This is a genomic window from Roseibium sp. R5 (genome assembly GCF_055755305.1).
In genome coordinates this window covers 3,510,031-3,525,268 of sequence record NZ_CM146910.1, presented here as the reverse complement: position 1 = coordinate 3,525,268, position 15,238 = coordinate 3,510,031, and the positions used below count along the sequence as shown (strand labels likewise).

The window sequence follows — 15,238 nt, the reverse complement described above, 5'->3', positions numbered from 1 at the left end:
GGTCCTTACCCGAAGAAGCTCTGCGCCTTTACGAGCGCTTCATACAGCGCGTCGACTTCATCGCGCGTATTGTACATTCCAAAACTTGCCCGGCATGTAGAGGTTACACCATATTTTGCCAAGAGGGGCTGAGCGCAATGTGTGCCCGCACGAACCGCTACGCCGGACCGGTCAATAATCGTCGAGACATCATGAGCGTGGGCTCCCTCGATCTCAAATGAGATGATGGCCCCCTTCCCCGGTGCATCGCCGAATATCCGGAGCGAGTTGATCTGGCGCAGTTTTTCATGCGCGTAGATTTTCAGATCTTCCTCATGGCGCGCAATGTTCTCGCGGCCAACCGAATCCATGTAGTCCAGCGCAGCTCCAAGACCAATCGCCTGAACGATCGGCGGCGTGCCGGCTTCAAACCGGTGTGGCGGTGCGTTGTAGGTCACATCATCCTCGGTCACATCGAGGATCATCTCTCCGCCGCCCTGGAACGGACGCAATGCTTCCAAACGTTCCGGCTTGCCGTAGAGCACGCCAATGCCGGATGGACCATACACCTTGTGACCTGTGAAAACGTAATAGTCGCAGCCAATGTCCTGAACATCGACCGGCATATGCACGGCAGCCTGACTTCCGTCCACGAGGACCTGAATGCCGCGCTCATGCGCGATTTCACAGATCTCCTTGACCGGAACAACGGTTCCAAGAACGTTGGACATATGCGTGATCGCGACGAGCTTGGTCCGGTCGGTCAACGCGTCCTTGAACGCGTCCAGATCAAACGAACCATCCTCACGGACATAGACCCATTTGAGCTTTGCTCCGTGCCGCTCCCGGTGGAAATGCCAAGGCACGATATTGGAGTGGTGCTCCATGATCGACAGAACGATCTCATCGCCCTCTGCGAAGAACTTTCCGCCGAGACCATAGGCAACGAGATTGATCGCTTCGGTGGTCGACTTGGTGAAAACAATATTGTCGACGGACCCAGCGTTCAGGAAACGGCGAACCTTTTCCCGCGCCGCTTCGAAGTTGTCAGTGGCCGTATTGGACAGGTAATGCAGGCCCCGGTGGACGTTGGCGTATTCATGGCTATACGCCTTGGTCACCGCATCGATCACCGCCTGAGGTTTTTGCGCCGAGGCGCCATTGTCAAGATAAACCAGCGGCTTTCCATAGACCTCGCGCGCAAGGATCGGGAAATCCTTGCGGATCGCCTCAACATCGTATGCCGTCGATATCGTGGTCTCTTGTGCGGTTGCGACCGTCATGCGGCGCTGCTCCTTATTCCAAAAACCCTTTTCCGCAGAGATGCTTCATCACCCGGCGGAAAACAAGAGTGTGCGCGGATTTGCCCAATCCGCGCAAACACGTCATCAGTGACCGGCCAACCAGTCGCGGACCCTCTGCTCCAGGCCTTCGGTCACGTCATCTTCGCCATACTCTTCAATGGCTTCGGAAAGGAAGGCAAGAACGAGAAGTGTCTTTGCCTCGTCTTCCGGGATGCCGCGGGCACGGAGATAGAACAGAAGATCTTCATCGATCTGACCGCTGGTCGCACCATGGGCACACAGAACGTCGTCCGCGAAGATTTCCAGCTCCGGCTTGTTCGCCATTTCCGCTGTTTCGGACAACAGCAGCGCCTGGGTCATCATTTCACCGTCGGTCTTCTGGGCATGCGGAGCGACGTTGATCCGGCCCTGATAAACACCCCGGGCTTCACCATCGAGTACGGTCTTGAAGAATTCCCGGCTGTTACAATGCGGCACGGCGTGATCGACGATCAGTGTCTGATCGGCAAGATCGGACCCACCAGCCATTGAAACACCGTAGATCTTGGCTTCGGAGTTTTCGCCGGTGAAGTTGATGAACTGCTGGTTCCGGACGAATTGCGGCCCGGCGATGAAGCCGAGCGATTTGAACTCGGCTTCGGCTCCAAGTGTAGCGATCGTCGTCAGAAGACGCGCAGCTTCGGTCTTGCCGGCAATCAGCCGCGTTGCTGCGACCGATGCATTGTCCGCAACGTCGTAGTCAAACACGGTGTTGATCTCACCGGCACCGGTGTCGCCCGAAAAGCTTTCCAGAACACGCAGCTTGGCGCCCTTGCCAACCGTGATCTTGTTGCGGACGACCTGTGCTCCGGTTGCGGTTGCCAGCTGAACGAGCTCAAGCGGCTTGGAGACTTCCGCGCCGTCCTTCACGGCGACAACCACACCGCCTTGAACAAAGGCCGTGTTCAGCGCAACCAAACCGTCATTCGGTCCGGTCTTGGGCGACTTCAGAAGCTGTGCGCCTTCGTCACTGGATAGTGCATCCGTGAGATTGGAGACTGTGACACCTTCTGCGGCGAGCGCATCAATGTCCGACAGTTCTGCAACAAAACTGCCGTTGGCCACGACGATCTTGAAACGATCCAGATCGCCAAATGTCTCGGAGGCTTCAAGAACGCCTTTGACAGCGGAACTGTCGGCAGCGGTTGCCAGTGGTGCAGCGGATTTCATGAAGGCGCGCAGATCGGAGTATTTGTACTCCTCAACGCGGCGGTGCGGCAGGCCCTTGTCCTTTATCTGGCCAAGCGCGCTATCGCGCAAGGCTGAGACTGCAACGGAGCCTGCGAGTGCGCTCTTGGCCGCGTCGTACCGGTCGATCAGGTCGCTTTCGGCCTGGGTGTTCCTGATGGGTGCATTTGCGTTCATGTCGCGGCTCCTATCAAGCGGCTGCGTTGATGATGTCAGCGTAACCGTTTTTCTCCAGTTCAAGCGCCAGGTCCTTGTCGCCTGTCTTCACGATCTTGCCTTTGGACAACACGTGGACAACATCGGGGACAATGTGATCGAGAAGGCGCTGATAGTGTGTGATCACAACCATGGCCCGGTCCGGACCGCGCAACTTGTTGACACCTTCGGAGACGATGCGCAGAGCGTCGATGTCGAGGCCGGAATCGGTCTCGTCCAGCACGCAAAGTTTCGGCTCCAGAAGAGACATCTGAAGAATTTCAGCGCGTTTCTTCTCACCGCCGGAAAAACCAACGTTCAGCGGACGCTTCAGCATGTCCATGGAGACGTTCAGGTGAGCTGCTGCTTCCTTGACGCGCTTCATGAAGTCCGGAATGGACAGGGTGTCTTCACCGCGCGCCTTGCGCTGCGCATTCATCGCTGTCTTCAGGAATTCCATGGTCGCAACACCCGGAATTTCGATCGGGTACTGAAACGCCAGGAACATGCCGGCTGCCGCCCGCTCGTCCGGCTCCATGTCGAGCATGTTTTCACCGTTGAACAGGATCTCGCCCTCGGTGACTTCATAGTCGTCCTTGCCCGCCAGGATGTAGGACAGAGTGGACTTGCCGGAGCCGTTCGGGCCCATGATGGCGTGGACTTCGCCAGCATTGACGGTGAGGTCAATGCCGCGCAGAATTTCTGTTTCGTCTTCCGCGATGCGAGCGTGCAGGTTTTTGATCTCAAGCATTGAGATGTTCCTTGTCATTCAAAGGGCAGTCGTCGCCCAAACCAAATTTTCAGGCGGGCTTAGCCCACAGATCCTTCAAGGCTGATCGAGATCAGCTTTTGAGCTTCAACAGCGAATTCCATCGGCAGCTGCTGAATGACGTCCTTGACGAAGCCGTTGACGATCAGCGCCACCGCTTCTTCTTCGTTCATCCCGCGTTGCAGGCAATAGAACATCTGGTCGTCCGAGATCTTCGAGGTGGTCGCCTCGTGCTCAAACTGTGCCGTTGCGTTCTTGCTTTCAATGTAAGGCACCGTATGCGCGCCGCACTCCTGACCGATAAGGAGACTGTCACATTGGGTGAAGTTCCGGGCGTTGGACGCCTTGCGGTGGGCTGAGATCAGACCGCGGTAGGTGTTTTCCGACTTACCAGCGGAAATGCCCTTGGAAATCACCCGGCTCGACGTGTTTTTGCCGAGGTGGATCATCTTGGTGCCACTGTCGATCTGCTGGTGACCGTTGGACACCGCAATGGAATAGAACTCACCGCGGGAGTTGTCGCCGCGCAGAATGCAGGACGGGTACTTCCAGGTGATTGCAGAGCCAGTTTCGACCTGGGTCCAGGAGATCTTGGAGTTCTTGCCGCGGCAATCGCCCCGCTTGGTGACGAAGTTGTAGATGCCGCCCTTGCCGTCCTTGTCGCCCGGGAACCAGTTCTGAACGGTGGAGTATTTGATCTCCGCGTCGTCCAGCGCAACCAGTTCCACGACCGCCGCGTGCAGCTGGTTCTCATCGCGCTGCGGCGCCGTACAGCCTTCCAAGTAAGAAACGTAGGAGCCCTTGTCGGCGATGATCAGTGTCCGCTCGAACTGACCTGTGTTCTGCTCGTTGATCCGGAAGTAGGTCGACAGCTCCATCGGGCAGCGCACGCCCTCCGGGATGTAGACGAAGGATCCGTCGGAGAAAACGGCCGAGTTCAGTGTCGCGTAATAGTTGTCTGTCACCGGAACTACCGACCCGATGTACTTTTTCACAAGATCCGGATACTCGCGCATCGCCTCGGAAATGGAACAGAAGATGACACCGGCCTTCTTCAGCTCTTCCTTGAACGTCGTGACAACGGAAACAGAATCGAAGACGGCGTCGACAGCGACCCGGTTTTCAGGCGCCACACCTGCCAGGATTTCCTGCTCGCGCAGCGGAATTCCAAGCTTTTCATAGGTTTCCAGGAGTTCCGGATCGACCTCGTCCAGGCTCTTCGGGCCTTCGACGGACTTCGGCGCTGCCCAGTAGTAGAGCTCGTCAAAGTCGATCTTCGGGTAGGAGACGCGCGCCCAATCCGGCTCTTCCATCTGCTGGAAGCGGCGCAAAGCATCAAGGCGCCACTCGGTCATCCACTCGGGTTCGTCTTTTTTCGCCGACAGGAACCGGATGGTTTCCTCGGACAAACCCTTGGCACCCTTTTCCGACTCGATATCGGTTACAAAGCCGTATTTATACTGGTCAACATCGATGGCTTTCACCTGGTCGATGGTTTCCTGTACAGCTGGCATCGCTTGCCTCCATTATGCGGACGGACGTGTCCGCGTCTTTTGCATGTCCATGTGCCGCGAATTGCGGCCCAAGGTGTGATGGCGGTTACCCGCCAGATTTCGTGCCTCACGCAGCCTTATGGCGTGCTTCCGGGTTCAGCCGGTCGACGATCTTCGGCCAAACCTCCAAAAACCGGTCGATTTCCCGTGTGCCCGTGTCCCAGCCCATGCTGATCCTGAGAGCGCCACGCGCCGTGTCTTCATCCACACCCATCGCGGTCAGAACATGCGACACGGATACTTTTCCGGACGAACAAGCAGACCCCGATGAAACGGATACGCGTTCCAGGTCAAAAGCGATCAGTGCGGTTTCAGCTGCTATGCCGGGAACGGCGAAACAAACAGTGTTGACCAAGCGGTCTGTGCCCTCACCGAAGATGACCGTCTCCGGGCACACTGCCCGCAAGCCGTCTTCGAGTTTTTCCCTCAAGGCCACAAAATGGGATGTATCGGCCGCATCCTCAAGAGCCGCCTGCGCCGCAATGCCAAATCCGGCAATCGCGGAGACGTTCTCCGTACCGCCCCGGCGCCAGTTTTCCTGGCCCCCTCCGACCATCAGCGGCGCCGGCACACGTGCTGTTGACCGGACAACGACAGCGCCCATGCCTTGAGGTCCACCAAACTTGTGCGCGGACAGGGTGATGACATCCGCGCCCCAGGCTTCAATGTCAATCGGCATCCGGCCAGCGGCCTGAACCGCGTCAACATGGAAAAAGTGACCGTATTTTACAGCCAGTGCGCCAATGTCTGAGAGCGGCTCAACGACACCAGTCTCATTGTTTGCCGCCATGACCGAAATCAGGCTCGGCGCGGCATCCTTGATCAGGTCTTCCAACGCAACCAGATCAACCACCCCATCCGAATCAACTGGTACAACCACCTGATCCATCACGGGGAACCGCCCGCCGGTCACAACGGACGGGTGTTCGACCGCGCTGCGGAACAACTTGTCGAGATAGACGGGAGCACCCTGATCCTGCCAGGCCGGCGTCAGAGCCGTCATGTTGGCTTCCGTACCTCCGGAAACGAACGTGACCGCACGGGTCTTGGCACCGCACAGGCGGGCCACCGCTTCGCGGGCTTCCTCGATCCTGCCCCGCGCCTTCCGGCCATGCGTATGAACGGAAGAGGCGTTTCCTGCGTCCTGAAGCACGGCGATCATCGCATCACGGACGTCAGGGCGCATGGGCGCACCTGCGTTATGATCGAGATAAACCGGGTCGGAGCGGCGGGACATGACACCTCTTCGGTGAAACTGGATACGTTTGCCTTCCAAAATCCGTACAATTTTCAAGCATCTGATCGAAAAACTTGAAATTTTCCGCCGTGATGACGATAACAGCGACAACCGGTCGAACCGAGTGTTGCCATTTCAGCGGCGGCACGAACTTTCGAATAATTCTAAACAAGGTTCTAGAAACTTGGAGCTTGAGAGTCAAGTTTAGACTTACGGGAAACCACGTATAGAACCGAATTCACCGGCGGCCGTTCGGCCGCCGTCAAAACACAAGGATAAATCGCTTCATGCCTGAGGTGATCTTCAACGGTCCCGCCGGCCGGCTGGAAGGCCGGTTCCATCCCGCAAAAAAGCGCAACGCTCCCATCGCTCTGGTCCTGCACCTGCACCCCCAGTTCGGCGGCACGATGAACAATCAGATTGTTTATCAGATGTATTACATGTTCGCCCGGCGCGGCTTTGCGGTTCTGCGCTTCAATTTTCGCGGCGTTGGCCGTTCGCAAGGCACATTCGATCACGGACAAGGCGAGTTGTCTGATGCAGCTGCCGCGCTCGACTGGGTCCAGACCGTTCATCCAGATGCCCGCGCCTGCTGGATTGCCGGTTTCTCGTTCGGTGCCTGGATCGGCATGCAGCTCCTCATGCGCCGCCCGGAAGTGGAAGGCTTCATTTCCGTGGCCCCGCCGGCGAACCTGCATGACTTCTCGTTCCTGGCCCCCTGCCCGTCCTCCGGCCTGATCATTCACGGCGAGCAGGACAAGGTTGTTCCGCAAAAGGACGTTCAGACGCTGGTCGACAAGCTGAAGACCCAGAAAGGCATCGTCATCGATCACCAGACGATCCCGGGCGCGAACCATTTCTTTGAAAACGACATGGACACGCTGATCGACAATTGCGGCGACTACGTCGATGGCCGCCTTGGCCTGACACCTGCCGATTATGTCGACGTCGACTGATTTCTAATTTACTCAGAAAATGAAAAACCCGCCAAACCGGCGGGTTTTTTGTTGGTCCAATACCAACCAAGTTCGAGATTCACCCCTGAAACGGTTTGGCGCGCGGGATACCGGGCCCGGTATCGACGCCATCGTCAGGGCCTGCAAGTGGGTCTTCCCCTTCAGCGACGACACCTTTGATCGGCGGACCGTCATAGTCCTCCGGCGGTGGCACCTTGGACGCCAGGCGGCAGTCGGTCAGCCAGATGTCGTAGACCGGGTGCTCAACCGCATGAAGACCCGGGCTTGCCGCATACATCCAGCCTGAAAAGATCCGGCGGACCTCATTATTCAAGGTAATTTCGTCGACCTGCACAAAACCGGTGGTCAGCGGCGACTCGGTTTGCGGACGGGTGTGGCAGACCCGCGGGGTCACCTGAAGAGCGCCAAACTGAACCGTTTCGCCGATATATACGTCGAAGTTGATGATCCGGCCCGTGATCTTGTCGAGACCAGAAAAGACGGCCACCGGGTTTTCGATTTTTTCCGATTCCGCCTGCGCGAGCGCAGTCTGCGGCTGAAACGCAAGCAACCCGAGCCCGAATGCCATTGCGGCAGGCTTCAAAACAGTTCGACCATCAAAAAACACGTGGGGCATCAGATCCGACCAGATTCGCAATTTCAATCCTATCCCTGCCTGGGGACCGGGCGCTACCATTGAAATGCGGCCCGGACGCGGCGACAAGCGCATCCGGGCCGTCTATCCAACAGATTGTACGGCCACTATTAGCCGATTTCGGCAAGCCGGCTCAGAGCAACGTTGATCTTGTCCAGCTTTTCCTTGGACTCAGCAACCTTCTCCCGCTCACCGGCAACCACTTCATCCGGGGCCTTCTCAACAAACTTCGGATTGGAAAGCTTCTTCTCGATCTTCGAGATGTCAGCCTCCAGTTTGCCGGCATCCTTTGAAAGACGGGCTTTTTCAGCGGCAAGGTCGATCACGCCGGCCAGAGGCAGGCAGATTGTTGCCTCGCCAACGATGATCTGTGCAGACCCGGCCGGAGCGGCATCAGCCATCGCGATGTCTTCGGCACGCGCCAGGCGCTGGATCGCGGACGTGTGTGTCGCGATCCGGCCCTTGGTGACTTCATTGGCTCCAACGACCACCAGCTGAACCTTCGCTCCCGCCGGGATGTTCATTTCCGCACGGACCGAGCGGATTTCAGAGATCAAATCAACCAGCCAGTTGATTTCCCCGGCAGCCGTCTCATCGCTGACCAGCGGCTTCGGCCACGCGCTCAGCATCAACAGTTTGTCCGCTTTCTGGCCCTCGTCGCCTAGACGCTCCCAAAGCTCTTCGGTCAGGAACGGCATGAACGGATGCAAAACTTTCAGGATCTCGTCGATCGCCCAGGCCGCCGTTGCGCGTGTTTCGGCCTTGGCTGCCTCGTCATCCCCATTGAAGATCGGCTTGGCGAGCTCCAGGTACCAGTCGCAGAATGTGTTCCAGGTGAACCGGTAGATGCCTCCGGAGGCATCGTTGAAGCGGTAATCTTCAAGCGCCTTGGTGACTTCGGCAATGCACTTGCCCATTTCGGTCGCAATCCAGCGATTGAGCGTATGGCTCGCGGTCGACGGGTCGAACCCGTCCACCCGGCAACAGCCGTTCATCTCCGCAAAACGGGCTGCGTTCCAAAGTTTGGTCGCAAAGCGCTGACCGCCTTCCGCCGCCTGATCAGACATGCGCAGTGTCCGGCGCCCCTGTACTTCCTGGCTCGCCAAGGCATAGCGGGTCGCATCCGCACCATAAGACGCGATGAGATCCAATGGGTCTAGAACATTGCCCAAGGACTTGGACATCTTCTTCCCGTTCTTATCGACCACAATCGAGTTGATGTAGACGGTGTGGAACGGCACTTCCTTCATGAAGTGGATGCCCTGCATCATCATCCGGGCGACCCAGAAGAAGATGATATCGAAGCCGGTGATCAGAACGTCGGTCTTGTAATAGCGCTCAAGTTCCGGTGTCTGATGCGGCCAACCGAGCGTGGAGAACGGCCACAACGCGGACGAGAACCACGTGTCGAGCACGTCTTCGTCGCGCTTCAAGGTCTTGCCGCCTGACATTTCGACGGCTTCCTCCTCGCTCATCGCGCAGTATTCGTTGCCCTCTTCGTCGTACCAAACCGGGATCTGGTGGCCCCACCAGAGCTGGCGCGAGATACACCAGGGCTGAATATCGTTCAGCCAGTTGTAGTAGGTCTTGTCCCAGTTGCCCGGAACGAATTTTGTGTCCCCGTCCTGAACAGCCTTCAGCGCTGGTTCCGCCAGCGTCTTGGCATCAACGAACCACTGATCTGTGAGCATCGGCTCGATGACAACCTTTGAGCGGTCACCGAACGGCTGCATGATCTTTTTGGATTCGACCATCGGAAGCTCCGCCGGGCCTTCCTCGTCCTCGCCAAGCTTTTGGATTTTCGCCTTTCCGGTTTCATCCCATAGCGGCGCTTTGCCCTTCATCCAGGCAACGTCCGGATGATCGGCCGCGACCATAACAGCGAGGCCTTCCGCCGTAATCTGGTCAATGACGCGCTTGCGGGCGGCAAACCGGTCAAGACCGCGCAACTCATCGGGAACGATGTTGATTTCGTCGATCTCGTTGATCGTCATCTCGGCGCCGTCGATGATCGCCTGCGCCTTTTTCGCTTCCTCAGAATACGGCGCGCCATCAGCCCGCATGGCCCCTTGGGTGTCCATCAGCCGGTACATCGGAATCTTGCCGCGCAAGGCGACCTGATAATCGTTGAAGTCGTGCGCACCGGTGATCTTCACCGCACCTGACCCAAAATCAGGGTCCGGATACTCATCGGTGATGATCGGGATCAAGCGGCGGTGTTCCTTCGGCCCAACCGGGATTTCGCAGAGCTTGCCAATGATCGGCTTGTAGCGCTCGTCACCCGGGTGAACGGCAACCGCGCCGTCGCCCAGCATGGTCTCCGGACGGGTCGTCGCGATCGAGATGTAGTCGCGCGTCTCGCGCAGCGTGACGTTGCCGTCCTCATCCTTCTCGACATACTCATAGGTTTTCCCACCGGCCAGCGGGTACTTGAAGTGCCACATGTGGCCATCGGTTTCGATGTTCTCGACTTCCAGATCGGAAATCGCCGTCTCGAACTTTGGATCCCAGTTAACCAGCCGCTTGGACTTGTAGATCAAGCCTTCCTTGTAGAGATCAACGAACACCTTCAGGACAGCGTCCGACAGGTTCGGTGACATGGTGAACTCAGTCCGGCTCCAGTCACAAGACGCGCCAAGACGCTTCAGCTGACCTAGGATCGTGCCTTCGGACTTCCGTTTTTGCTCCCAAACACGCTCAACAAAGGCCTCCCGGCCCATGTCCCGGCGGCTTGGCTTGTTGTCCGCAGCAAGCTCACGTTCAACAACCATTTGCGTTGCAATGCCCGCGTGGTCGGTGCCCGGCTGCCACAGAACGTCATAACCCTGCATGCGCTTCCAGCGGACCAGGATATCTTGCAGCGTGTTGTTCAGCGCATGGCCCATGTGCAGGGAGCCTGTCACATTCGGCGGCGGAATTACGATGGTAAAGGCATCGGCGCCGTCCTTGGCACCGGCTCCGGCCTTGAAGGCCTCCGCCTTTTCCCAGGTTTCGTAAATCCGCGGCTCAACGCTGGCCGCATCGTAGGTCTTATCCAGCATCAGGGTCACTCAATGGGGAAGTTGTCCAGAAAATCGTGAGTTCCCGTGTAAATCGGAAGCCGCCCCGCAAGTCAACCGCCTAAGAGGTATGGTCCGGCGCTTCGATCCCGTCCAAGGCCATAAACGATTGTGTTGCTCGAACCAATCGATGCTCAGCACGAGGATCTGATAGCCCTTTACCCAAGGTTGCTTGTTCGGTTTCTTAGCTGGAATTAGGTTTTGAGTAGAAATTTCGTCGTCTAATCCGGTGTACGACACCTGCGCCAGCTGCGCACCGGGAAGGAGCTTCGAATGACGATACCCAGATGCGGTATCATCGGTTTGATGGCCACACTGTTTCTCGCAGGGCCGGCAGCAGCCGACCAGACGATTGAAATACGCCTGCCGCGACTTGCCTCTATCCCGGAATACACGGTCCCGCTTCTGGAGCTTGCCCTCTCCAAACAGGACCGCCCGTTCAAGATCGTATTGCCTGAAAATTCCAAAGACCTCACCGCTGTAGAAGTGATGGAAAAACTCACTGACCCGGCGAGTTCGGAGTTCAATCTCTATGCGGCGGGCACGTCAAAGCACTACGAAGAGATTGCCCTGCCGATCCGCGTCCCACTGGTGCGCGGTCTGATTGGTGCCCGGATCAACGCGATTCCAAAAGGCAGCCAGGACAAGTTTTTATCAGTCAACACGGTGGGCGACCTCCAGAACATGACGTTCCTTCAAGGCATCGACTGGGGAGACATTGCGATCCTTGAAGGCGCCGGGTTGACGGTAAAGACTGCTCGGAAAAGCCATCTTTATCCGATGATCGCTTCGGCGGACGCCGATGCATTTCCACGAGCTTCAGTGGAAATTCTGAGCGAGCGGACGGAATACAGCCAGCTGGACTATGACATCGAGCAGGAAGTCGTCCTGATCTACGACCGGTTTCCGTTCTATTTTTTCACCGGCAAGCACAACGAAGACCTTGCTGAGATCATCGAAACGGGCCTGGTGACCGCATATGAGGACGGCAGTTTCATTCAATACTTCCGGACGCACCCGATGATCCGGGAGATTTTTGCGGAACTCCATCTCGACAGTCGTCGGCCAATCCGCTTCGACAACCCAAATCTGACCCCAGAAACGGCTGCACTTCCCGATTATTACTGGCATAAGTTCTCCGGTGAACCCGAGTAACCTGCCATCCTCGGCAAAAGCAAAAAACAAGCCGGTGAAACGCCTGTTCTTATGACCATCCGCCTCCGCGCACACCATCTTCTATGTATGCTGACCTTCGCCGGAAAGGGCTACACCCCTGCTTTCGTGGACTCCTACAAAGCTATTATCAATCGCCTCAACGATGGTGAGGCCATCAAACTGGTCGATGGTCCGGACGACATTTGCGTGCCGATGCTTAATGACCCCACCTGCCATTGTCACAATGAAAGCGTGCGTGAGCGGGACCGATTGGCCGCACGCGACATCGGGCTGCTGCTCTTCGGCAAGCCGTTATCGGTTGGCCCTCTCCGCTTCAGCGGCAAAGATATTTCCAAGCTACGTTCAGCTTTTCAGAGCGGAAGCATTCGGCAGGCATGTGCTGGGTGCGACTGGCATGAGCTTTGTACAGGCATTGCCAAAACGGACTTCAGGGGCTGCCGTCTCCGGTCGCCCCTGTAATTCCCGATAAATCCGATGTGTTTGCAGGATCAGTCGCGGCGGCGGATCACGCGCTGGACTTCCTTTTTGACCATCTGCTCAACCATGGGCGGCAGGTTCTGATCGAGCCAAGCCTTGATCATCGGACGCAGCATGTCACGAACCATCTCTTCGATAGTCTGCGCTTTTGTGCTGATCAACATGTCTGAAAAATTGTCAAGCGCCGCGTGAACCGCCTGCCCTGTCGCAGCGGATGTCAGATAGTCTTCAGGCGCCACATCCGGCAGGTCATCCGGAATAGGCTTGGACTGGATCACCGGTTCTTCCGGCTCGAACAAGGCTTCCGGCTCGCCCTCCGGCTCCGGCGGTGTCATGAGGTCTTCCGCAGGCTCTGGCTCTGGATCCGGTGCGAAGGAAACGTCACCGTCAACATTGTCGAGATCTTCTGCGAGCCCGTCGACCATATCCAGATCGTCGGTGGATTCGACTGCAAGTTCTTCCGTCAGTTCGAGGACGTCGTCGTCGCCCGCATCGCTCTCATCTTCCGCAGCGTCGGCCATCATGGCCGCAGCCATGTCATCCGCGCCTTCGTCTTCAGCGACATCGTCATCGCCGTCCATATCGAACAGCTTGTCGAGGTCGTCTTGTGACATCTCGGAGGCATCACCCATATCATCCTCCGCCTTTGCTTCTACTGGGGTTTCATCTGCTTGTTCATTGCCGGAGTCCGCACTCTGGGAGTCTTCATCAGATATGATCCGGCGTATCGATGCGAGGATCTCCTCCATCGACGGCTCTTCAGCCTTACTCGCCTGTGACATGACGTCCCCCGTACTTGTTGGCTACTCTACGCTCCAACCAGAAGTCCCCCGGATGATTCGTTAAGGAAATTATGCGGATCAACTGGAAACGCGCAAAGCAACCGCATGGCCTGAGATAGGCTTTTCCCCTTTTAAGTCCACTTTTTGTAAACTTTTGCGTAAATGCAAACCGAATCGCTCCGCGCAAACGCTGAAAACAAAGAAACCGGCAAGAGCCGGTTTCAGAGATGCATGTGCATTTGCGACAGACTTAAAGGCCGGATTTAGCGGCCATCCGGTGTCCGCAGGCCAATCCACTTGCCACGCACGGACTTGTAGTGCTGTTCTGGATTGTAGATAGAGACATTCAGCCCGAGGGACTCTGCATCTAGCAAACCAACGGATGCCACCAGCTGGTAACCGCCAACAATGCGGTTCCGCTGTGCCGTCACAAGATTCGATTGTTGAGTTACGAGGTCTCGTTGCGCATCCAAGACGTCCAGGGTGGTCCGCTGGCCAACGCGCTGCTCTTCAATCACCCCTTCAAGAGCCAGTTGCTGCGCCTCCACAGCCGCACGCGCCGCAACGATTGACGCTTCGGCGGCTTGAAATATGCCCCACGCGGAGATGACATTTGCGCGAACCTGATCGCGAGCCACATCCAACTGAAGGCGGGTTTGACCCAGTTCCTCCTTGGCTTGACGCACACGCGAATATACGCCGCCACCTTGGTAGATCGGAATGCTGACGTTGCCAAAAATCTGCGCATTGTTGTTGAGATCAACCGTGTTCGAAGGGTTCCAGCTCCGGCCAACGCTTGCATCAACGGTGACAGTAGGCAGCAACTCCCCCTCGATGGTCTTCACATTGAAGATCGCCGCATCCACCAAGTGTTGCGCTTGCTGGATCAGAGGTTGTTTCTCTTCACTCGTCTGAAGTGCCACATCCAGGGATTTGGGCACCTGGCGTGTAATGGATGTATCCGCCGAGAGGCTTTTAGGGTCCACACCGATCACCTGACGGTAAATCGCCCGACTGGTATTCAAATTTGCAAGCGCCGTGTTCAGTGCCGCCTGCGCTTCCGCGGCACGCGCTTCTGCTTGGGAGACGTCGGTCCGGGTTCCCTCACCCACATCAAACCGATCGCGCGCGGCGCGCACCTGCTCCTGAAGGAACGCAAGGTCGCTGCGCTGCAGAGAGACGAGCGCAGTATCGCGAATCACATCGACATAGGCGGTCGCGGCGCTGAGGAGAGTGTCCTGCTCGCTCGACATCAGGCTTTCGCGCTGGGCACGGACAACAGCCTCAGCCTGGCGCGTGGAGTTTACCGTTCGGAAGCCGCGGAAGACCGCTTGGCTGAGGGTCAGCGAGATCGCTGCGTTGTTGCGGTAAGCCTGCCGCCCATTCACTGAGGAGCGAACACCGCCGGCCGCCAGCGCCGCAGAAGCCGTTGGCCGCCAACCGGCCAGAGCTTGCGGCACGTTTTCGTTGACACCGCGCAACTGGGCCCGGGCCGCGTTCAGGGTCGGGTTGTTCGCATAAGCGAGAGACAGCGCATCACGGATCGTGTCGGCACCGGCCGAGGACGCAATGAAGCCGGACAAGACGACAGCGGCAACCCCGCTCATCAGTCCTTTCGATAGTGCCATTGCTTTCACCCTTGAACGACCAGACACTCCACACTCCTTCCGGCTCACCCACGTACACTCAAAACCTGAGTAAACTCACCGGTGTCCATCTTCAACCGGCACGAGCCCAGATTTAATGAAAATCTTCCAGTGCGGCTTATAGGCAACAGGCTCCGACGGAGCACGCTGCGTAACACAACACGTGCCACTGACCGATCATGCCCGGTCTTCAATTCAGACCGGAAACAACTCTTTTTACAAA

At 57.3% G+C, this 15,238-nt stretch carries 12 protein-coding genes; 3 read left to right on the top strand and 9 right to left on the bottom strand.

Translation table 11 applies throughout. From position 1 onward, the window contains the following. Positions 1–5: 5 nt before the first annotated feature. From AC0J4F_RS16580 to AC0J4F_RS16560, 5 genes are all read right to left on the bottom strand, one after another. On the bottom strand, positions 6–1,262 hold the full coding sequence (locus tag AC0J4F_RS16580) for a cysteine desulfurase (RefSeq protein ID WP_133947197.1): 1,257 nt from the start codon (positions 1,260–1,262) through the stop codon (positions 6–8). Positions 1,263–1,367: 105 nt separating this feature from the next. Further along, on the bottom strand, positions 1,368–2,687 hold the full coding sequence (gene sufD, locus AC0J4F_RS16575; RefSeq protein ID WP_133947195.1) for a Fe-S cluster assembly protein SufD: 1,320 nt from the start codon (positions 2,685–2,687) through the stop codon (positions 1,368–1,370). A gap of 13 nt (positions 2,688–2,700) precedes the next feature. Further along, positions 2,701–3,456 (bottom strand): Fe-S cluster assembly ATPase SufC, encoded by a 756-nt coding sequence (sufC, locus tag AC0J4F_RS16570; RefSeq protein WP_133947193.1) that lies wholly within the window; start codon positions 3,454–3,456, stop codon positions 2,701–2,703. A gap of 59 nt (positions 3,457–3,515) precedes the next feature. Continuing rightward, complete coding sequence (gene sufB / locus AC0J4F_RS16565) at positions 3,516–4,988, bottom strand: Fe-S cluster assembly protein SufB (RefSeq protein ID WP_133947191.1); 1,473 nt, start codon at positions 4,986–4,988, stop codon at positions 3,516–3,518. Positions 4,989–5,094: 106 nt separating this feature from the next. Further along, complete coding sequence (locus AC0J4F_RS16560; RefSeq protein ID WP_133947189.1) at positions 5,095–6,264, bottom strand: cysteine desulfurase family protein; 1,170 nt, start codon at positions 6,262–6,264, stop codon at positions 5,095–5,097. 287 nt (positions 6,265–6,551) lie between these two features. Between AC0J4F_RS16560 and AC0J4F_RS16555 the strand changes: the two genes are divergently transcribed. Then, positions 6,552–7,220: an alpha/beta hydrolase gene (locus AC0J4F_RS16555; RefSeq protein WP_133947187.1), complete on the top strand. Its 669-nt coding sequence runs from the start codon at positions 6,552–6,554 to the stop codon at positions 7,218–7,220. A 79-nt stretch (positions 7,221–7,299) separates the two neighbouring features. Here the strand turns inward: AC0J4F_RS16555 and AC0J4F_RS16550 are convergent, their stop codons facing one another. Both AC0J4F_RS16550 and AC0J4F_RS16545 read right to left on the bottom strand, forming a co-directional pair. Further along, entirely contained in the window at positions 7,300–7,809 is a 510-nt protein-coding gene (locus AC0J4F_RS16550; RefSeq protein ID WP_473026441.1) for a DUF2155 domain-containing protein, read from the bottom strand. A gap of 176 nt (positions 7,810–7,985) precedes the next feature. Continuing rightward, positions 7,986–10,916, bottom strand: a complete 2,931-nt coding sequence (locus AC0J4F_RS16545) for a valine--tRNA ligase (RefSeq protein WP_473024064.1) — start codon at positions 10,914–10,916, stop codon at positions 7,986–7,988. Positions 10,917–11,207: 291 nt separating this feature from the next. Between AC0J4F_RS16545 and AC0J4F_RS16540 the strand changes: the two genes are divergently transcribed. Both AC0J4F_RS16540 and AC0J4F_RS16535 read left to right on the top strand, forming a co-directional pair. Next, positions 11,208–12,089, top strand: coding sequence for a hypothetical protein (locus AC0J4F_RS16540; protein WP_473024063.1), 882 nt, complete (start codon positions 11,208–11,210; stop codon positions 12,087–12,089). Positions 12,090–12,140: 51 nt separating this feature from the next. Next, on the top strand, positions 12,141–12,569 hold the full coding sequence (locus tag AC0J4F_RS16535) for a DUF1284 domain-containing protein (RefSeq protein WP_473024062.1): 429 nt from the start codon (positions 12,141–12,143) through the stop codon (positions 12,567–12,569). A gap of 29 nt (positions 12,570–12,598) precedes the next feature. Here AC0J4F_RS16535 and AC0J4F_RS16530 read toward each other — a convergent pair whose 3' ends face one another. Together AC0J4F_RS16530 and AC0J4F_RS16525 are read right to left on the bottom strand one after the other, a co-directional pair. Further along, entirely contained in the window at positions 12,599–13,369 is a 771-nt protein-coding gene (locus AC0J4F_RS16530) for a PopZ family protein (protein WP_473024061.1), read from the bottom strand. A gap of 263 nt (positions 13,370–13,632) precedes the next feature. Then, positions 13,633–14,997, bottom strand: coding sequence for a TolC family outer membrane protein (locus tag AC0J4F_RS16525; RefSeq protein ID WP_473024060.1), 1,365 nt, complete (start codon positions 14,995–14,997; stop codon positions 13,633–13,635). Positions 14,998–15,238: the final 241 nt, after the last annotated feature.